Below are 19,444 nucleotides of genomic sequence, written 5' to 3'. Positions count from 1 at the left end.
GAGAAGGGGGCTCCCCCACGCACCTCCGGGAATCACGGCGAGGGGGAGGGGGCGGAGCCCCCTTGACAGCAGGGGCTACGCCCTACTTCTCCGTCTCCGCGGCGAGCCGCGCAAGCACCGCGTCGTAGATGCGGCCCAGCCCTTTCGGCGCGAACGTCTTCTCGAAGAACCCGCCGATGCCCCCCGCCCCGTTCCACGTCGTCGTGACGACGACCCGCGCCCGTCCCTCACCCGCCGGCGTCACCCGCCAGGTCGTCACCATGGACGAGTTGCGGTCCTTCTCGACCAGCTCCCCGTCCGTCGGCTCGCTGACCTCCAGCAGACAGTCGCGCACCCGCTTGCTCGTGGCCTGGAGCTTCCAGTGGACGAGGGTGCCCTCGCCGTCGCCGCCCTCACGCACCTCGTACTCGCTGAAGTGCTCGGGCAGCAGCTTCGCGCGCGTGCCGGTGTAGTCGGCCAGGGAGTCGAACACCTTCTCCGCATCCGCAGCGATGACCCGCTCGGTGGTGGCCTCGACCTGCGCCATGACGTTCCTCTTCCTGTACGTGTGACGGGGGTACGGCCAATCCCACCACACCCGGAGTCGCGGGCGGACGCGGACCGGGACCCTACGCGCCCGCGCTCCGGCGCACGCGCCGTCCGCCGCGCCGGGCGGGAGCGCGGATCCGCCGGAAAAGCCCCAGGCCGGGACCACCTCCCTCGGATATCGAACATACGAACGACACCGCTCCCACGATCAAGGGAACGTATGTTCTATTCTGTGGGCGCAGCACTACCCGAGGAGGCGCCATGCGCTGGGAGAACCTCACCACCGATCCCACCGGGGACCGCGCCCGCGACGCCGCGCTGTTCGGCGCGGACGCGGTGACCACACGTACGTTCGACACTCCCGAGTTCCGCGGGATCACGTTCCACGAGGTGCGTGCCCGTTCGATCGTGAACCGGGTGCCGGGCGCCTCGCGCATGCCGTTCGAATGGACGGTCAACCCCTACCGGGGCTGCACGCACGCGTGTGTGTACTGCTTCGCCCGCAAGACGCACAGCTATCTGGACCTCGACACGGGCATCGGCTTCGACTCGCAGATCGTGGTGAAGGTCAACGCCCCCGAGCTGCTGCGCCGGCAGCTGACCTCGCCGCGCTGGGGCGGCGAGCACATCGCGATGGGCACCAACGTCGACTGCTACCAGCGGGCCGAGGGGCGCTACCGGCTGATGCCGGGGATCATCGCCGCCCTGCGCGACCGCGCCAACCCGTTCTCGATCCTCACCAAGGGCACGCTGATCCTGCGCGACCTGGACCTGCTGAAGCAGGCGTCCGAGGTCACCGACGTCGGCATCTCGGTCTCCGTGGGATTCACCGACCCCGCGCTGTGGCGCACGGTCGAGCCGGGCACCCCGGCCCCGGAACGGCGTCTGGAGGTGGTGCGCGTGCTGAGCGAGCACGGTATCGGCTGCGGGGTCCTGATGGCCCCCGTCATCCCGTTCCTCGGCGACCACCCCGACCAGCTGCGGGCCACCGTACGGGCGATCGCCGCGGCCGGGGCGACCTCGGTGACGCCCCTGGTGCTGCATCTGCGGCCGGGGGCGCGCGAGTGGTTCATGGCCTGGCTGGAGCACCACCATCCGCACCTCGTGCGCCGTTACGAGCGCCTGTACGCCGCGGGCGCCTACGCCCCGACGTGGTATCAGCGCCGGATCACCCGTCAGGTGCACGAGCTGGCGCGGGAGTACGGGATCGGCCCCACACGCTCGGGCATGCCCCGCCGGATCCGGCCCGCCGAGCCCGCGCCCGACCATGCCCTCGACCCGACGGCGGCCCCCGGCCCCATCCAGCTCTCCCTGCTCTGAGCCGCTGATCCCGCCGCATTCGGCCACGTGCGACGGCAGACGGCAGCCGGGCGCTTCCCGCGGCCCGATCGGCTGAAATTCCGCGGAACGGGTTCCCCAGGGGACGCTTCCCGGGACGATGCGGCGAGGACCGTGCCCTTCCCAGGGCACCGATTCCGCGTCCTGTCCCACGTTCCGGGAGGCCCGGCATGAGAAGAACCGCAGCGGTGCTGTGCGGTGCGGCGGTCGTGATGGCGGGGCTGCCGGCCGGCGCCCCGGCCGCGGCGAGCGCCGCCCCGCGCGCCGTGACGACCGCCGGCGCGAGCGCCACCGGCACGGCGAAGCTCGCCTGGAAGAAGTGCGCCACCGGCGACTACCCGACCCTCCAGTGCGCGACCCTCAGGGTGCCGCTCGATCACGCGAAGCCGAACGGGCGGAAGATCACGCTCGCCCTGTCCCGCGTCCCGCACACCGCGCGCACCTACCAGGGCCCGCTGCTGGTCAACCCGGGCGGGCCGGGCGGCAGCGGGCGGAGTCTCGCCGGGTTCGTCGCCTCCTCGCTGCCCAAGGCGGTGGCGGCGCAGTACGACGTGATCGGCTTCGACCCGCGCGGCGTGGGCGCGAGCACCCCCGCGCTGGACTGCGCGCCGGGGCACTTCGCCCCCGTGCGCCCCGACACCGTGCCGCGCACGCCCGCGCTCGAGCGCGCGAACCTCGACCGCGCACGCTCCTTCGCGCGGGCGTGCGGCGCCACGTACAAGAAGCTGCTGCCGTATCTCGACACGGTCAGCGCCGCGCGCGACATGGACGCGATGCGCCGGGCGCTCGGCGCCAAGAAGATCAACTACTTCGGGTACTCGTACGGCACCTATCTCGGTGCCGTCTACGCCAAGCTGTACCCGCAGCGGGTGCGGCGGCTGGTGCTCGACTCGATCGTGGACCCCAGGGGCGTCTGGTACGACGACAACCTCCAGCAGGACTACGCCTTCAACGACCGGCACCGGGCGTTCCTGGCGTGGATCGCCGAGCACGACGAGACGTACGGGCTCGGCACCGACCCCGCCCGGGTCGAGACCGAGTGGTACGCGATGCGCGCGGCGGTCGCCGCGCACCCGGCCGGGGGCAGGGTCGGCGCCGCCGAGCTGGAGGACACGTTCATTCCGGGCGGCTACTACGACGGCTACTGGCCCTACCTGGCCGAGGCGTTCGCGGCGTACGTCCACGACAAGGACGCGGACGCGCTGGTCGACGCGTACCAGACCTTCGGCGCGGTGGACGCCGCGGGCGACAACGGCTACAGCGTCTACACCTCCGTCCAGTGCCGTGACGCGGGCTGGCCGCGGGACTGGGAGCGGTGGCGCGAGGACAGCTGGGCGGTGTACTCCAAGGCGCCGTTCATGGTCTGGAACAACGCCTGGTACAACGCCCCGTGCGCGTTCTGGCCGACCCGGGCGAAGCAGCCGGTCGACGTGGCCAACGACAAGCTCCCGCCGGTGCTGCTGTTCCAGGCCACCGACGACGCGGCCACGCCGTACGAGGGCGGGGTGACGATGCATCACCTGCTGCGCGGTTCCGGCCTCGTCGTCGAGGAGGGCGGCGGGAACCACGGCATCACGCTGAGCGGCAACGCCTGCCTGGACGACCGCCTGGCGGCGTACCTGCGCACCGGCAAGGTGCCGCACGGCCGCGGCGAGGCCGACGCGACCTGCGCCGCGCTCCCCGCGCCGAAACCGCTCCCGGCCGAGACGACGTCCGAGGCGTCCAAGACCTCAAAGACGCAGAAGACGCAGAAGTCGCCGAAGACGTCCAAGGCGGCCTCGAAGCCCTCGCGCGGCGCGGCACTGCACGGGCTGCTCGGCTTCCGGGGCTGAGCCCGGCCGCCGCGGAACCGGCGGGGGCCGGGCGGCGGGCCGCGTTGTCAGACCCATGGTCCACCATGGATCCATGAGCCTGCCGACCCGCATCCCGGCCCCCGCCGGGGTCGCCCCCGCCGCCCAGTACAGCCATGTCGTCGCCGCCACCGGACGGTTCGTGGCCGTCTCCGGCCAGCTCGCGCTGGACGAGGACGGCACGCTCGTCGGAGAGGGCGACGCGGCGGCGCAGGCCCGTCAGGTCTTCGAGAACCTGCGCCGCTGTCTGTCGGCCGCCGGTGCGACCTTCGACGACGTGGTGAAGCTGACCTTCTTCGTCACGGACATGGCACACATGCCCGCGATCCGCGCGGCCCGCGCCGCCCACCTGCCCGACGACCGGCTGCCGGCCGCCTCCGCGATACAGGTCGCCGCGCTGGTGCGTCCCGAGTTCCTGATGGAGATCGAGGCGCTCGCGGTCGTGGCTCCGTAGGTCATCTCCCGTCCCCGCGCGGGCCGTTGGCGCCCGCCGGCCCGGACGCTCACCGGGCGCCCGGGATGCGGCCCAGGGCCCGGACGGCCGCCTCGGCCAGGGCGGGGTGGGCCAGGGCCTCGCGCAGGACGGGGACGGCGCGGGGGTCGCCGAGGGTGCCCAGGCCCTCGACGCAGGCCAGGGCGACACGGCGGTACGGGTCGTGCGGGCGCAGCCGGCGGCGCAGCGTGGTGATCAGCGCCGGGACGGCCTCGGGGGCGCGCAGTTCCGTCAGCAGGCGCACGGGGTACAGGGCGTAGGCGACGCGGAGTTCGTTGGTGGCGAGGGCGGCGGCCGCGCGGGCGGTGCGGGGGTCGTCCAGGCGGGCCAGGGCGTGGGCGGCCGAGGCGCAGCGGGGCGGGTCGCGGTGGTTGAGCAGGAGGACGAGCGATTCGAAGGCGCGGCGGTCACCGGCCAGGCCGAGGCGGAAGGCGGCGAGTTCCCGGGCCCACAGCGGGCGGCCGGGTGCGGTCAGGACGGCCGCGAGGTCGTCGGGGTCCTCCGTGGTCACCAGGCGCTCGAACTCCGGGCCGCCGCCCGCCTCGCGCCGTAAGCGCTCCGTGAGTGATCGCAACTCTTCGTCCATGGACGAGAGAGTAGGCGCGGTGCCGCGCGCGTGGGACGCGGATCACGAACAACCGCAACCCACGAGGTCTGGCGGGCTCATTACCGGTGAGTTAATCTCAGACGAGCGAGTTCACCCACTCGCAGCAGTACACGTACTCCTCATGGCGGTTTGGTGACGCAGCCGTTGTGAGGACGGAGCAGTCGGTTCGGTGCCCAGCCTTCTTTCCGGGCACCGCGGTGCGACCCGGCCTGGGGACAGGGCCGGTCGGAGACCGCACACCCGTACTCCTGACCGCAGCACCTTCCGCACGCACGCATCCTGCGTGCGTCCCGCACGCATCCGGTGCGCCGGACGGCGCAGAACGGGCGTGTTTCCCGTCGTCACCCACCTTCCTGGAGTCCCGCGATGGCCACTCCCCTCTCCGACACCTCCCTGTCCCCGCTGCGCACCGTCGCCGTCGTCGGCCTCGGCACCATGGGCACCGGCATCGCCGAAGTCCTCGCCCAGGCCGGCCGCGAGGTCGTCGGCATCGACCTCAGCGAGGCCGCGGCCACCCGGGCCGTCGCCGCCCTGGAGGCCGCCACCGCCCGTTCCGTGGCGCGCGGCCGGCTCACCGAGGAGCGGCGCGGCGACGTCCTCGCGCGCTTCCGCACCTTCACCGACCTCCAGGCGGCGGCCGACGCCGATCTGGTGATCGAGGTGGTCCCGGAGTCGTACGAGATCAAGCAGCAGGTGTTCCGGGAGCTCGACGCGGTCGTGCGCCCGGAGGCGATCCTGGCGACCGGCACCAACGCGCTCTCCGTCACCCGGCTCGCCGCCGAGTCCGCGCGCCCCGAGCGCGTGCTCGGCCTGCACTTCTTCAACCCGGCCCCGGCGATGCGGCTGGTCGAGGTCGTCTCCTCGGTGCTCACCGCCCCCGCGGCCGTCGCCGCCGTCACCGACCTCGCGCTCGACCTGGGCAAGGAGCCGGTCGCGGTCGGCGACCGCCCCGGCTTCGTCGCGGACGGGCTGCTGTTCGGCTACCTCAACCAGGCCGCCGCGATGTACGAGGCGAAGTACGCCTCCCGCGAGGACATCGACGCCGCGATGAAGCTGGGCTGCGGTCTGCCGATGGGCCCGCTCGCGCTGCTCGACCTGATCGGCGTGGACACCGCGCGTACGGTCCTGGAGGCGATGTACGCCGCCTCGCGCGACCGGCTGCACGCCCCCGCGCCCATCCTGCGCCAGCTCAGCGAGGCGGGGCTGACCGGCCGCAAGTCGGGCCGCGGCTTCTACACCTACGAGGCGCCCGGCAGCGCCACGGTCGTGCGGGACGCCCTCACCCCGCTCACCGGCGGTCCGGCCACCGGCACCGCCCGCCCCGTCCGCGCGGTGGGCGTCGCCGGCAGCGGCACCATGGCGTCCGGGATCGCCGAGGTGTTCGCCAAGGCGGGCTACGACGTCGTCCTCGCCGCCCGCACCGGGGAGAAGGCGGCGACCGCGCGGGCCAGGATCGGGAAGTCGCTCTCCCGCTCGGTGGACAAGGGCCGGATGACGGTGGAGGCGGCCGCGGCGGCCCTGGACCGGATCACCCCGGCCGACTCCCTCGACGCCTTCGCCGACGTCGACCTCGCGGTGGAGGCGGTGGCCGAGGACCTGGAGGTCAAGAAGCAGCTCTTCACCACGCTGGACAAGGTGTGCAAGCCGGGCGCGGTGCTGGCCACCACCACCTCCTCGCTGCCGGTCGTCGCCTGCGCCCGGGCCACCTCGCGCCCGCAGTCCGTGATCGGCATGCATTTCTTCAACCCGGCCCCGGCGATGAAGCTGGTCGAGGTGGTCCGCACGGTGCTGACCTCGGACGAGACGCACGCCACGGTCCGCGAGGTCTGCGGGCATCTGCGCAAGCACCCGGTGGACTGCGGCGACCGCGCCGGGTTCATCGTCAACGCGTTGCTGTTCCCGTACCTGAACAACGCGGTGAAGATGGTCCAGGAGCACTACGCGACGCTCGACGACATCGACGCCGCGATGAAGCTGGGCGGCGGCTACCCGATGGGCCCGTTCGAACTGCTCGACGTGGTGGGTCTTGACGTGTCCCTGGCCATCGAGAAGGTGCTGCACCGCGAGTTCCGCGACCCGGGCCTGGCGCCCGCCCCGCTCCTGGAGCATCTGGTGGCCGCGGGCTGCCTCGGCCGCAAGACGGGCCGCGGCTTCCGCGAACATGCCCGGCGCTGAGCGGCCGGGGCGGGCGCGGCCGGGGCGGGCGCGGCCGGAGGCCGTGCAGTCGGAGGCCGCGCGGCCCGGCGCGGGTGGCACGGAGTGCCCCGACGGCCGGTTCCCGGCGGGGCGGGAGTGGGGCGGGCTGCTCGATCCGGCCGCCCCGTCCCGTCCCCCGCACCCGCCTCCCGGAGGGCCGGTAAACCGGGGACATGCCCACCAAGCTGCGCACATGCAGTACGTTCAGGGCATGCCCCAGTCCGCCAAGTCCTCACGTATCGCCGCCTCGGCCAGCGCGCCGGAGAGCGCCGCCGGCAGCCGCGCCGCCGCCCAGCGGCTGAAGATGCGCCGCGAGTTGGCCGCGGCGGCCATGGAGCTCTTCTCCACGAAGGGGTACGAAGCGACCACGGTCGACGAGATCGCGGCGGCCGCCGGGGTCGCCCGCCGGACCTTCTTCCGCCACTTCCGCTCCAAGGAAGAGGCGATCTTCCCCGATCACGACGACACCCTGGTCCGCGCCGAGGCGGTGCTCAACGCCGCCCCCGCGCACGAGCACCCGCTCGACACGGTGTGCCGCGGCATCAAGGAGGTCATCCGGATGTACGCGGCCCAGCCGGAGATCTCGGTGGCCCGCTACCACCTGACCCGCGAGGTGCCGACGCTGCGGGAGGCGGAAATCGCGTCGGTCGCCCGCTACGAGCGGCTGTTCACGCGCTATCTGCTGGGCCACTTCGACGAGCGGGCGCACGCGGACGACGCCAACGACGATCCGCTGCTGGCCGAGGTCGCCGCGTCGGCCGTGGTCACCGCGCACAACCACGTACTGCGCCGCTGGCTGCGGGCGGACGGGCAGGGCGACGTGGAGACACAGCTGGACCACGCGTTCGCGATCGTCCGGCGGACGTTCGGCACGGGGATCGGCGCCGGCCGCGACACGGCACCGCCCGCGACGCCCCCGGCGACCACGGCCACGCAGGGCGAGGTCCTGGTCACGGTGGCCCGCACGGACGCCCCCCTGGACGAGGTCATGCGCACGATCGAAGCGGCCCTCCAGGCCCGCCGCTAACCCCGCGCCCGGCGCCGCGCCCCCTAAGGGGCGCGGGGAACTGCGCGAGCAACCACCCACCCACCCGCACGTCCGGGGTCAAAGGGGCAGAGCCCCTTGAGGATGGGACGGGTAGGGGCGGCGGGGGCGAGAAAACCGCACGCGAGTCGCGCCCCCACCCCCACCTGATCGATCATCGCTCACCTGAGCGCAGAAAAATTCACCTGAGACCATTTCTTGGCACTCCGTGCCTTGCGCCCTGGCACACCGTGCCATACGTTGGACATGTCCGAGCGACCGGCGCACGGCGCAATGTCCGTACGCCGGCCCTGTCCCCGGCGGCCCCGCCGCCCGCCCGGACGCCTGCGTCACAGGCACCCCTCGCGTACCCAGCAACCCCGAGCGCGCCACCCGCGCGCCGAACGCGCACCCCAAAACCTCGCCGAACCGACGGCACCCCTCCCCCAAGCCACCATTCCGCCGGAGGCCCACCGTGAAGGAAATCCTGGACGCGATCCAGTCGGGGACGGCCACGTCCGCCGACTACGCCGCACTCCCGCTCCCCGACTCGTACCGCGCGATGACCGTGCACAAGGACGAGACGGACATGTTCGAGGGCCTCGACACCCGCGACAAGGACCCCCGCAAGTCGCTCCACCTGGACGACGTCCCGCTCCCCGAACTCGGCCCGGGCGAGGCCCTGGTCGCCGTGATGGCCTCCTCGGTCAACTACAACTCGGTGTGGACGTCGATCTTCGAGCCGCTCTCCACCTTCGGCTTCCTGGAGCGCTACGGCCGCGTCAGCGAACTCACCAGGCGCCACGACCTGCCGTACCACGTCATCGGCTCCGACCTCGCCGGCGTCGTCCTGCGCACCGGCCCCGGCGTCAACTCCTGGAAGCCCGGCGACGAGGTCGTCGCGCACTGCCTGTCCGTCGAACTGGAGTCCTCCGACGGCCACAACGACACGATGCTCGACCCCGAGCAGCGCATCTGGGGCTTCGAGACGAACTTCGGCGGCCTCGCCGAGGTCGCGCTCGTCAAGTCCAACCAGCTGATGCCCAAGCCGGACCACCTCAGCTGGGAGGAGGCCGCCGCTCCGGGCCTGGTCAACTCCACCGCCTACCGGCAGCTCGTCTCCCGCAACGGCGCCGGCATGAAGCAGGGCGACAACGTGCTCATCTGGGGCGCGAGCGGCGGACTCGGCTCCTACGCCACACAGTTCGCGCTGGCCGGCGGCGCCACCCCGGTCTGTGTCGTCTCCTCCCCTCAGAAGGCGGAGATCTGCCGGACCATGGGCGCCGAGGCGATCATCGACCGCAACGCCGAGGACTACCGGTTCTGGAAGGACGAGCACACCCAGGACCCCAAGGAGTGGAAGCGGTTCGGCAAGCGCATCCGCGAACTCACCGGCGGCGAGGACATCGACATCGTCTTCGAGCACCCCGGCCGCGAGACCTTCGGCGCGAGCGTCTACGTCACGCGCAAGGGCGGCACCATCACCACCTGCGCCTCGACCTCGGGCTATCTGCACCAGTACGACAACCGCTACCTGTGGATGTCGCTGAAGCGGATCATCGGCTCGCACTTCGCCAACTACCGCGAGGCCTGGGAGGCCAACCGGCTCATCGCGAAGGGCAAGATCCACCCGACGCTGTCCAAGGTGTACCCGCTCAAGGACACCGGCCAGGCGGCGTACGACGTGCACCGCAACCTCCACCAGGGCAAGGTCGGCGTGCTGTGCCTGGCGCCCGAGGAGGGGCTCGGCGTGCGCGACGAGGAGAAGCGCGCCCGGCACGCCGACGCCATCAACCGCTTCCGGAACATCTAGGAGGCGCACATGAGTGAACGTCACAAGGACCGGCCGTGGCTCATGCGCACGTACGCCGGTCACTCCACCGCCGAGGCGTCCAACGCGCTGTACCGGCGCAACCTCGCCAAGGGCCAGACCGGACTGTCGGTCGCGTTCGACCTGCCGACGCAGACCGGCTACGACTCCGACCACGTCCTCGCCCGCGGGGAGGTGGGCCGGGTCGGGGTGCCGGTCGCGCACCTCGGTGACATGCGCCGGCTGTTCCAGGACATCCCGCTGGAGCGGATGAACACCTCGATGACCATCAACGCCACCGCCATGTGGCTGCTGGCGCTCTACCAGGTCGTCGCGGAGGAACAGGGCGCGGACGTCACCAAGCTCCAGGGCACGACGCAGAACGACATCGTCAAGGAGTACCTGTCCCGGGGGACGCACGTCTTCCCGCCGGGCCCCTCCCTCCGCCTGACGACGGACATGATCGCGTACACGGTGTCCCACCTGCCCAAGTGGAACCCCATCAACATCTGCAGCTACCACCTCCAGGAGGCGGGCGCCACGCCGGTGCAGGAGATCGCGTACGCGATGTCCACCGCGATCGCCGTCCTGGACGCCGTCCGTGACGGCGGCCAGGTGCCGCAGGAGCGCATGGGGGACGTCGTCGGCCGGATCTCCTTCTTCGTCAACGCGGGCGTCCGCTTCGTCGAGGAGATGTGCAAGATGCGGGCGTTCACCCGCATCTGGGACCGCATCACCCGCGAGCGGTACGGCATCGAGAACCCCAAGCACCGCCGCTTCCGGTACGGCGTCCAGGTCAACTCCCTGGGGCTGACGGAGGCGCAGCCGGAGAACAACGTCCAGCGGATCGTCCTGGAGATGCTGGCCGTCACCCTCTCCAAGGACGCACGCGCGCGTGCCGTGCAGTTGCCCGCGTGGAACGAGGCGCTGGGGCTGCCCCGGCCCTGGGACCAGCAGTGGTCGCTGCGCATCCAGCAGGTGCTGGCGCACGAGAGCGACCTGCTGGAGTACGAGGACCTCTTCGAGGGGTCGACGGTGATCGGCGCGAAGGTCGACGAGCTGGTCGAGGCGGCGTTCGCGGAGATCGAGCGGATCCAGGAGATGGGCGGCGCGATGGCCGCCGTCGAGTCGGGCTACCTCAAGTCGCAGCTGGTCGCCTCGCACGCCGAGCGGCGAGCCCGGATCGAGTCGGGCGAGGAGAAGATAGTGGGCGTCAACGCCTTCGAGGGCACCGAGCCCAATCCGCTGACCGCCGATCTGGACACCGCGGTCCAGACGGTGGACCCGGCGGTGGAGGCCCGTGTCGTCGCCGCGCTCCAGCACTGGCGGGACACCCGCTACCAGCCGCCGTTCAACCACCCGCGCCCCTGCAAGGCGCTGGAGAAGCTGCGGGAGGCCGCCAAGGGCACCGACAACCTCATGGAGGCCACCTTGGAGTGCGCCCGTGCCGGGGTGACGACCGGCGAGTGGGCGGGGGCGCTGCGCGAGGTGTTCGGCGAGTTCCGGGCGCCCACCGGGGTCTCGTCCGCCCCGGTCGCGGTGACCGCGGAGGAGGGCTCGGCCCTGTCGCGGGTGCGCCGCCGGGTGGAGCTGACCGCGCGTGACCTCGGCGTCGGCAAGCTGCGGTTCCTGGTCGGCAAGCCCGGCCTGGACGGGCACTCCAACGGGGCCGAGCAGATCGCCATACGGGCCCGGGACGCCGGCTTCGAGGTGGTCTACCAGGGCATCCGGCTCACCCCCGAGCAGATCGTGGACGCGGCCCTCGCCGAGGACGTGCACGCGGTGGGCCTGTCCATCCTCTCCGGTTCGCACGCGCAACTCGTGCCGGACGTCCTTGAGCGGCTGCGCGCGGCCGGCGCGGCCGACATCCCGGTGATCGCCGGCGGGATCATTCCGCACGCCGACGCCGAGAAACTGCGGGCCGCGGGAGTGGCCGCGGTCTTCACCCCGAAGGACTTCGACATCACCGGGATCATCGGCCGTATCGTCGACGAGATCCGCCACGCGAACCAGCTCGAACCCCTGCTCGAACCACAGCCCGAGCCCCGGCCCGACCCCCTGGAGGTCCCCGCATGACGACCGTCAACCGGCTCCGCCCCCGCCGCTCCTGTCTGGCCGTTCCCGGAAGCAATCCGCGCTTCCTGGAGAAGGCGCAGGGCCTCCCGGCGGACCAGGTGTTCCTGGACCTGGAGGACGCGTGCGCGCCGCTGGCCAAGCCCGACGCGCGGCACACCATCGTGAAGTTCCTCAACGAGGGCGACTGGACGGGCAAGACCCGCGTCGTGCGCGTCAACGACTGGACGACGGAGTGGACGTACCGCGACGTCGTGACGGTGGTGGAGGGCGCCGGCCCGAACCTGGACTGCATCATGCTCCCGAAGGTGCAGGACGCGGCGCAGATCGTCGCGCTCGACCTCCTGCTGACGCAGATCGAGAAGACGATGGGCTTCGAGGTCGGCCGCATCGGCATCGAGGCGCAGATCGAGAACGCGCGCGGCCTGAACAACGTCAACGCGATCGCCGAGGCCTCCCCGCGCATCGAGACCATCATCTTCGGCCCGGCCGACTTCATGGCGTCCATCAACATGAAGTCCCTGGTCGTGGGCGAGCAGCCGCCCGGTTACCCGGCGGACGCCTATCACTTCATCCTGATGAAGATCCTGATGGCGGCCCGCGCCAACGATCTCCAGGCGATCGACGGCCCCTACCTCCAGATCCGCAACGTCGACGGCTACCGCGAGGTCGCACAGCGCGCCGCCGCGCTCGGCTTCGACGGCAAGTGGGTGCTGCACCCGGGCCAGGTCGAGGCGTCCAACGAGATCTTCTCGCCCTCCCAGGAGGACTACGACCACGCCGAGCTGATCCTGGACGCGTACGACTACTACACGTCCGAGGCGGGCGGAAGGAAGGGCTCCGCGATGCTCGGCGACGAGATGATCGACGAGGCCAGCCGCAAGATGGCGCTGGTCGTCTCCGGCAAGGGACGGGCGGCCGGCATGACCCGCACGTCGAAGTTCGAGATCCCGGAGGCCTGAGCGCGATGCAGTTCGGACGCACCTTCGAGGAGTTCGAGGTCGGCGCCATCTACAAGCACTGGCCCGGCAAGACGGTCACCGAGTACGACGACCACATGTTCTGCCTGCTCACCATGAACCACCACCCGCTCCACCTGGACGCCCACTACGCCGAGGAGACCACCGACTTCGGCAGGAACGTGGTGGTCGGGAACTACATCTACTCGCTGCTGCTGGGCATGTCCGTCCCGGACGTCTCCGGCAAGGCGATCGCCAACCTGGAGATCGAGTCGCTGAAGCACGTGGCGCCGACCTTCCACGGCGACACGGTCTACGGCGAGACGACCGTGCTGGACAAGTGGCCCTCGAAGTCGAAGAACGACCGCGGCATCGTCCACGTCGAGACCAGGGGCTACAAGCAGGACGGGACGCTGGTGTGTGTGTTCCGCCGCAAGGTGATGGTGCCCACCGAGACGTACATCAAGGAGCGCGGCGGTGAGCAGCCCGGCCGCCCGGTACTGAAGGAACAGGGGAAGTAGCCATGGCGCGACTCGCCCGGACCGCCGGTCTGACCGACGTCCAGCAGGAGATCCTCTCCACCGTCAGGGACTTCGTCGACAAGGAGATCATCCCGGTCGCCACCGAGCTGGAGCACCGCGACGAGTACCCGCAGAAAATCGTCGACGGCCTCAAGGAACTCGGCCTCTTCGGACTGATGATCGACGAGGAGTACGGCGGCCTTGGCGAGTCGCTGCTCACGTACGCGCTGTGCGTGGAGGAGATCGCCCGCGGCTGGATGTCGGTCTCCGGCATCATCAACACGCACTTCATCGTGGCGTACATGCTCAAGCAGCACGGCACGCGGGAACAGAAGGAGTACTTCCTGCCGAAGATGGCGCTGGGCGAGACCCGCGGCGCCTTCTCCATGTCGGAACCCGGGCTGGGGTCCGACGTGTCGGCGATCACGTCGAAGGCGGTCAAGGAGGGCGACGAGTACGTCCTGAACGGCCAGAAGATGTGGCTCACCAACGGCGGCTCGTCCACCTTGGTCGCCGTCCTCGTCCGGAGTGACGAAGGCCACCCCGAGGGCACGGCCCCGCACAAGTCGATGACGACGTTCCTGGTGGAGAAGGAGCCCGGCTTCGGCGAGGTCCGTCCCGGTCTGACCATTCCGGGCAAGATCGAGAAAATGGGCTACAAGGGCGTCGACACCACCGAGCTGATCATGGACGGCCTGCGTGTACCGGCCGACCGCGTGCTCGGCGGGGTCACCGGCCGGGGCTTTTACCAGATGATGGACGGCGTCGAGGTCGGCCGCGTCAACGTCGCCGCCCGCGGCTGCGGCGTCGCCCAGCGGGCCTTCGAACTCGGTATCGACTACGCCCAGCAGCGGCACACCTTCGGCAAGCCGATCGCCCGCCACCAGGCCATCCAGTTCAAACTGGCGGAGATGGCCACCAAGGTGGAGGCCGCGCATGCGATGATGGTGAACGCGGCACGCAAAAAGGACTCGGGGGAACGAAACGATCTCGAGGCGGGGATGGCGAAGTACCTCGCCTCGGAGTACTGCAAGGAGGTCGTGGAGGACGCCTTCCGGATCCACGGCGGCTACGGCTTCTCCAAGGAGTACGAGATCGAGCGGCTCTACCGGGAGGCACCGATGCTGCTGATCGGTGAGGGTACCGCCGAAATCCAGAAAATGATCATCGGGCGCAGGCTGCTCGAGGAGTATCGATTCCAGGGCTGATGCCAGGATGATTGTCCGGGTTGGGGGTGTTTTCTTGGGGAAGAGGATCACACCCCGTCAGCCCTTCTCGGCCGCCGACTCGGCTTCCCGGCTTACCCAGTTGTGACCCTGAGCCGCTACGATCGCCGGAAAGCCGCCGTCCCCCTCACGCAGCGCGGCACATTCATCCGCTACGAAGGTCATCCATGCCCCACAGCCAAACCTCTGCACCTCGCGACAGCCTGGTCGGCGCACGCCTCGCGCGCGGAGCATCGCCGTGGCTCCTCCCGACCGTTGCCACCGCAGCCCTCAGCCTCGCCCGGTCGCGCCGCTCCCGCGCCGCCCGGGCCGTCGCGGTGCCCGCCACCGCTCTCGCGGCGGGCATGCTGTGGTTCTTCCGGGACCCCGAGCGGGAGATCGCTCCCGGCAGGGTCATCTCTCCCGCCGACGGCGTGGTGCAGAGCATCATGCCGTGGAAGGACGGGCGCACCCGCGTCGCGATCTTCATGAGCCCGCTGAACGTGCACGTGAACCGGGCCCCGCTGGCCGGCACGGTGACGTCCGTCGAGCACATCCCCGGCGGCTTCGTCCCCGCTTTCAACAAGGAGAGCGAGAACAACGAGCGGGTGGTCTGGCACTTCGACACCGAGCTCGGTGACATCGAGATGATCCAGATCGCCGGTGCCGTCGCCCGCCGGATCGTCCCCTACCTGCCGCAGGGCACCAAGGTCGAGCAGGGCGAGCGGATCGGGCTGATCCGGTTCGGCTCGCGCGTCGACATCTACCTGCCCGAGGGCGTCGAGGTGGCCGTCGAGGTCGGACAGAAGACCGTGGCTGGGGTGACTCGCATTGACCGTGATTGACCCGCAGACCCAGGCCGGCTGGGTGCCGGAGGCCGCGGACATCGACGGCGGGGCCGACGAGGAGGAGATGCCCCTCTCGCTGCGCCTGTCGATAGCGGACACGCTCACCCTCGGCAACGCCACGTGCGGCTTCATGGCGGTGTACTTCACCACCACCGGCATCCTCATCCCGCACCTCACGGGCAGCGACGAGTCGGCGGGCATGGCCCGCCACAGCGCGGCGACCGCGGTCATCCTGATGCTGTGCGCGGCCGTCTTCGACCTGTTCGACGGTCTCGTCGCCCGCAAGCTGCGGTCCTCGCCGATGGGTGCGGAGCTGGACAACCTCTCGGACCTCATCAGCTTCGGGCTCGCGCCGGCGTACTTCGTGCTGGTGTACGGCATGGTCGCCGATGACGCGCACCAGAGAGTGGCCGCGGTCGGTGGCATCGTGGTGTTGCTGGCGGTGGTGCTGCGGCTCGCGCGGTTCTCGTGCGTGACGCTCAAGGACGGCATGTTCCAGGGCATGCCCTCGCCGTTCGGGGCGCTCACGGTCGTCTCCATCGTCCTGCTGGAGCTGCCGTTCTTCGCGACGCTGCTGGCGATCCTGGGTACGGCGTGGCTGATGGTGAGCCGGGTCGAGTACCCGAAGCCGAGGGGGCGCCTCGCGGGTGCCATGCTGAGCTGGATCGTGCTGTCGATGGGGCTGCTGGCGGGGTGGGCGTTCGATGCGCCGAGCGGGCAGTTGCTGTTGCAGACGGGGTGTGCGTTGCAGCTTGTGATGGGCGCGGTGATTCCGTTGTTCGCGACGGCTCGGCGGGTGAACACCTTCCGCGACAACCGCCGCGAGGCGCGGGCGGCACAGCTCCCGTAGCCGTGCGTGCGCGTGGGGCCCCGTACCTGTTCCGGGTACGGGGCCCTTTCGCGTACGGCGGTGCGCGCCGCCGGGGGGTTTCCGCGCCCCCGCCGCCCCTGCCCGTCCCGTCCTCGAGGGGCTCCGCCCCTTTCACCCCGGAGAGCTCGGGTGGTGAGCTTCGTGGGTGGGTGCGGGTTCGACGTGGCTTGTCGCGCAGTTCCCCGCGCCCCCAAAAGCAAAAGCAGTGGGGCGCCCCCTGCTTTTGAGTCTTCAGGGGCGCGGGGAACTGCGCGAGCAACCACCCACTCACCCGCACTCCCCGACAAACCCACGCCACCCGAGCCCCCGGGGGTTGAAGGGGCGGAGCCCCTGGGGACGGGCAGGGGCGGCGGGGGCGAGGAAACGTCCGGCGTCAGCCCAGGCCCTGGTCGTGGGCCAGCCGCTCCGCGAGACGTTCGAGGAGCGGGCCCGCTTCGGCGACGCAGCGGGACACATCCGGTTCGAGGGACGTCAGCGCGTACGCCCGCGAGATCCCCACCCCCGCCAACACCTCCGGCGACAACGCCAACCGCCCGCACACCGCCACCACCCCCCGCCCGGCCCCCCGCGCCGCCGCAGCCACCCCCACCGGCGCCTTCCCGTGCAGCGTCTGCGCGTCCAACGCCCCCTCCCCCGTGATCACCAACGACGCCCGCTCCACCGCCGCCCCGAACCCCAGCACCTCCAGCATCACCTCGATACCCGCCCGGAACCGCGCCCCCACCAGCAGCGCCCCGTACCCGATCCCACCCGCGGCCCCCGCCCCCGGCGCCCCGGCGCACGCGACGGCGCGCGCGCCGACCGCCTGCTCCAGCACCCCGACGAACCGTACGAGCCCCGCGTCCAGCGCCTCGACGTCGTCCGGCGAGGCCCCCTTCTGCGGCCCGTACACCGCCGCCGCCCCCTTCGGCCCGGTCAGCGGATTGTCGACGTCACTGGCGAGCACGAGGTCGACGGAGGCGAGCCGCGGGTCGAGCCCGGAGAGGTCGGCGGCGACGACCGAGGCCAGCCCGCCGCCCCCCGGCGCCACCGGCTCGCCCTCCGCGTCCAGGAACCGCGCCCCCAGCGCGGTCAGCATCCCCGCGCCCCCGTCGGTGGTCGCGCTCCCGCCCACCCCGAAGACGATCGTGCGCGCGCCCTCGTCCAGCGCGGCGCGCAGCAGCTCCCCGCTGCCGTACGTGGACGCGGTGAGCGGCGCGAGGACACCTGCGGGCAGCCGCTGCAACCCGCTGGCCTCGGCCATCTCCACCACCGCGGTCGTGCCGCGCAGCGCGAAGGCCGCGGTGACTTCTTGGCCCAGCGGCCCGGCGACACGTGCTCCCCGGCGGGCGAAGCCGGCCGCGACCGCCGCGGCAACGGTGCCGTCGCCGCCGTCGGCCACGGGCAGCGACTCCACCTCCAGCTCCGGTGCGGCCCGGCGCAGCCCGGCCGTCACGCGCTCGGCGACCTCCACGGCCGTCAGCGACCCCTTGAACTTGTCCGCGGCGATGAGCACCCTGCGGGCGCCGGTCACGGCAGCGTTCGTCACGTTGGCTTCCCCTTGTGTCTGCAAGCGCTTTCTCATCCCGTGTGTGCGACCCTATCCGCGCCCCTCCCGCCCCGTCATGCCCCCGACCGCGCTCCGGACCACCCTGGGAACACGCTGTGCGCGCGCCCGGGCGGCCGTCGGAGGTGGTTACCCTGCCTGGATGAGCACTCTTGACTACGCCACGTACATCGCCGGCCTGCCGCGCGTCCTGGTGGGGGCCGCCGCGCTCTTCCGTGACACGCAGGGGCGGGTGCTGCTGGTCGAGCCGAACTACCGGGAGGGCTGGGCGCTGCCGGGCGGCACGGTCGAGTCGGACGACGGGGAGAGTCCGCGGCAGGGCGCGCGGCGCGAGACGGCCGAGGAGATCGGCCTGGACCGCACGCTCGGCCGGCTGCTCGCGGTGGACTGGGTGTCCGGCACCGCGGACCGTCCGCCCGTGGTCGCGTATCTGTACGACGGCGGGGTGCTCACCGCCGAGGAGCTCGCGGCGGTGAGGCTCCAGGAGTCGGAGCTGCTGTCCTGGCGGCTGGTGCCGCGCGCGGAACTCGCCGACCACCTCCTCGGCGAACTGGGCCGCCGCGTCCTCGCCGCCCTCGACGTGCTGGAGAGCGGCGGGCACACGGCGGAACTTGAGGACGGCCACCGGGCGGACCCGGTCGACGAGGTCAGCCCCGCCCTCTGAGCGGGGCCGCGGAACGGGACCACTGGCCGGGACCGCTGAGCGGGACTACGCCAGTTCCCGCAGCAGGCGCGGCAGCGCGGTGCCGATCGGTTCGCGCACGACCTCGTCGGCGATGCCGTCGTACGGCGTCGGCTCGGCGTTGACGACGACGAGCCGGGCGCCGTGCTCGGCGGCCACCTGGGCGAGCCCGGCCGCCGGGTGCACCTGGAGGCTGGAGCCGACGGCGAAGAACAGCGTGCACGCCTTGGCGATGGCCGCCGCCTCGGCCAGGACGGAGGGGTCGAGCGGCTCGCCGAACATCACCGTCGCCGGTCGCAGGACGCCGCCGCACTCCAGGCACGGCGGATCGTCCTCACCGGCGTCGATCCGGGCGAGCGCGTCCTCCATCGCGCCCTTGGCACCGCATTTGACGCACACCACGTGGCGCGCGCTGCCGTGCAGTTCGAGCACCTTGCGGGCGGGCATCCCGGCGCGCTGGTGCAGCCCGTCCACGTTCTGTGTGAGCACCCGTACCGGCACGCCGGAGCGCTCCAGTTCGACGACGGCCCGGTGCGCCGCGTTGGGCTCCGGGCGCAGTGCCCCCGTCCGCCGCCTCATCTGCCAGGAGCGCCGCCGGACGTCGGGGTCGCCCATGTAGTGCTCGTGGGTCACGAGCTTCTCGGCCTCGGGGTCCTGCCGCCACAGCCCGGCCGGGCCGCGGTAGTCGGGGATGCCGGAGTCGGTGGAGATCCCGGCGCCGCTCAGAAGCGCGACGAGGGGCTTGGTCGTCATGCGGTCGAGGGTAAGGCGGGGGCGCGGGCCGGTGCGACCGTATATTCGGCCTGCCACGGGCATATTCGGCCGCCCCTCGACGGCCCCCGCCGGCAGCCCCCGCCCACGCCTTGGAACAACCGCCCCTCGGCACGGCCGCG

The 19,444-nt window shown here is 71.7% G+C and carries 17 protein-coding genes; 13 read left to right on the top strand and 4 right to left on the bottom strand.

The genetic code is table 11. The annotated features are described in order from the left end of the window. Positions 1 to 82: 82 nt before the first annotated feature. Positions 83 to 526, bottom strand: a complete 444-nt coding sequence (locus OIE12_RS27035; protein WP_030378315.1) for an SRPBCC family protein — start codon at positions 524 to 526, stop codon at positions 83 to 85. 263 nt (positions 527 to 789) lie between these two features. Here OIE12_RS27035 and OIE12_RS27030 point away from each other — a divergent pair, with 263 nt between their 5' ends. The 3 genes from OIE12_RS27030 (at position 790) to OIE12_RS27020 (ending at position 4,170) form a co-directional block, all read left to right on the top strand. Continuing rightward, entirely contained in the window at positions 790 to 1,848 is a 1,059-nt protein-coding gene (locus OIE12_RS27030) for an Rv2578c family radical SAM protein (protein WP_329139651.1), read from the top strand. Between the two features lie 188 nt (positions 1,849 to 2,036). Beyond that, positions 2,037 to 3,698 carry an alpha/beta hydrolase gene (locus OIE12_RS27025; RefSeq protein ID WP_329139649.1) on the top strand — a complete coding sequence of 554 codons (1,662 nt, stop codon included), beginning with the start codon at positions 2,037 to 2,039 and terminating at the stop codon, positions 3,696 to 3,698. A 73-nt stretch (positions 3,699 to 3,771) separates the two neighbouring features. After that, complete coding sequence (locus tag OIE12_RS27020) at positions 3,772 to 4,170, top strand: RidA family protein (RefSeq protein WP_329139647.1); 399 nt, start codon at positions 3,772 to 3,774, stop codon at positions 4,168 to 4,170. Between the two features lie 49 nt (positions 4,171 to 4,219). Here the strand turns inward: OIE12_RS27020 and OIE12_RS27015 are convergent, their stop codons facing one another. Next, the gene (locus OIE12_RS27015) at positions 4,220 to 4,795 is read right to left on the bottom strand and encodes an adenylosuccinate lyase (RefSeq protein ID WP_329139645.1); all 576 of its coding nucleotides are present in this window, start codon (positions 4,793 to 4,795) and stop codon (positions 4,220 to 4,222) included. 387 nt (positions 4,796 to 5,182) lie between these two features. Here OIE12_RS27015 and OIE12_RS27010 point away from each other — a divergent pair, with 387 nt between their 5' ends. The 9 genes from OIE12_RS27010 (at position 5,183) to pssA (ending at position 16,302) form a co-directional block, all read left to right on the top strand. Continuing rightward, the gene (locus tag OIE12_RS27010; RefSeq protein ID WP_329139643.1) at positions 5,183 to 6,991 is read left to right on the top strand and encodes a 3-hydroxyacyl-CoA dehydrogenase family protein; all 1,809 of its coding nucleotides are present in this window, start codon (positions 5,183 to 5,185) and stop codon (positions 6,989 to 6,991) included. Between the two features lie 214 nt (positions 6,992 to 7,205). Continuing rightward, a complete protein-coding gene (locus tag OIE12_RS27005) occupies positions 7,206 to 8,039 on the top strand; it encodes a TetR family transcriptional regulator (protein WP_329139641.1) in 834 nt (277 codons plus the stop codon). A 472-nt stretch (positions 8,040 to 8,511) separates the two neighbouring features. Then, positions 8,512 to 9,849, top strand: coding sequence for a crotonyl-CoA carboxylase/reductase (gene ccrA / locus OIE12_RS27000; protein ID WP_329139639.1), 1,338 nt, complete (start codon positions 8,512 to 8,514; stop codon positions 9,847 to 9,849). Positions 9,850 to 9,858: 9 nt separating this feature from the next. Continuing rightward, positions 9,859 to 11,922, top strand: a complete 2,064-nt coding sequence (locus tag OIE12_RS26995; protein WP_329139637.1) for a protein meaA — start codon at positions 9,859 to 9,861, stop codon at positions 11,920 to 11,922. Beyond that, a complete protein-coding gene (locus OIE12_RS26990) occupies positions 11,919 to 12,881 on the top strand; it encodes an HpcH/HpaI aldolase/citrate lyase family protein (protein WP_329139635.1) in 963 nt (320 codons plus the stop codon). The genes OIE12_RS26995 and OIE12_RS26990 overlap by 4 nt, the downstream gene beginning before the upstream one ends. Before the next feature lie 5 nt (positions 12,882 to 12,886). Further along, complete coding sequence (locus OIE12_RS26985; RefSeq protein ID WP_329139633.1) at positions 12,887 to 13,399, top strand: MaoC family dehydratase; 513 nt, start codon at positions 12,887 to 12,889, stop codon at positions 13,397 to 13,399. A gap of 2 nt (positions 13,400 to 13,401) precedes the next feature. Then, positions 13,402 to 14,607: an acyl-CoA dehydrogenase family protein gene (locus OIE12_RS26980; protein WP_329139630.1), complete on the top strand. Its 1,206-nt coding sequence runs from the start codon at positions 13,402 to 13,404 to the stop codon at positions 14,605 to 14,607. 185 nt (positions 14,608 to 14,792) lie between these two features. Further along, the gene (locus tag OIE12_RS26975) at positions 14,793 to 15,449 is read left to right on the top strand and encodes a phosphatidylserine decarboxylase (RefSeq protein WP_329139628.1); all 657 of its coding nucleotides are present in this window, start codon (positions 14,793 to 14,795) and stop codon (positions 15,447 to 15,449) included. Positions 15,450 to 15,516: 67 nt separating this feature from the next. Beyond that, complete coding sequence (gene pssA / locus OIE12_RS26970) at positions 15,517 to 16,302, top strand: CDP-diacylglycerol--serine O-phosphatidyltransferase (RefSeq protein ID WP_443054077.1); 786 nt, start codon at positions 15,517 to 15,519, stop codon at positions 16,300 to 16,302. A gap of 394 nt (positions 16,303 to 16,696) precedes the next feature. Here pssA and OIE12_RS26965 read toward each other — a convergent pair whose 3' ends face one another. Further along, a complete protein-coding gene (locus OIE12_RS26965; RefSeq protein ID WP_443054076.1) occupies positions 16,697 to 17,836 on the bottom strand; it encodes a glycerate kinase in 1,140 nt (379 codons plus the stop codon). Positions 17,837 to 18,011: 175 nt separating this feature from the next. Here OIE12_RS26965 and OIE12_RS26960 point away from each other — a divergent pair, with 175 nt between their 5' ends. Beyond that, positions 18,012 to 18,533 (top strand): NUDIX hydrolase, encoded by a 522-nt coding sequence (locus tag OIE12_RS26960; RefSeq protein WP_329139624.1) that lies wholly within the window; start codon positions 18,012 to 18,014, stop codon positions 18,531 to 18,533. Positions 18,534 to 18,578: 45 nt separating this feature from the next. Here OIE12_RS26960 and OIE12_RS26955 read toward each other — a convergent pair whose 3' ends face one another. Next, the gene (locus tag OIE12_RS26955) at positions 18,579 to 19,304 is read right to left on the bottom strand and encodes an SIR2 family NAD-dependent protein deacylase (RefSeq protein WP_329139622.1); all 726 of its coding nucleotides are present in this window, start codon (positions 19,302 to 19,304) and stop codon (positions 18,579 to 18,581) included. Between the last annotated feature and the right edge of the window lie 140 nt (positions 19,305 to 19,444).

Source organism: Streptomyces sp. NBC_00670 (genome assembly GCF_036226765.1).
GTDB lineage: Bacteria > Actinomycetota > Actinomycetes > Streptomycetales > Streptomycetaceae > Streptomyces.
This window is presented reverse-complemented; position numbering and strand designations above follow the sequence as displayed.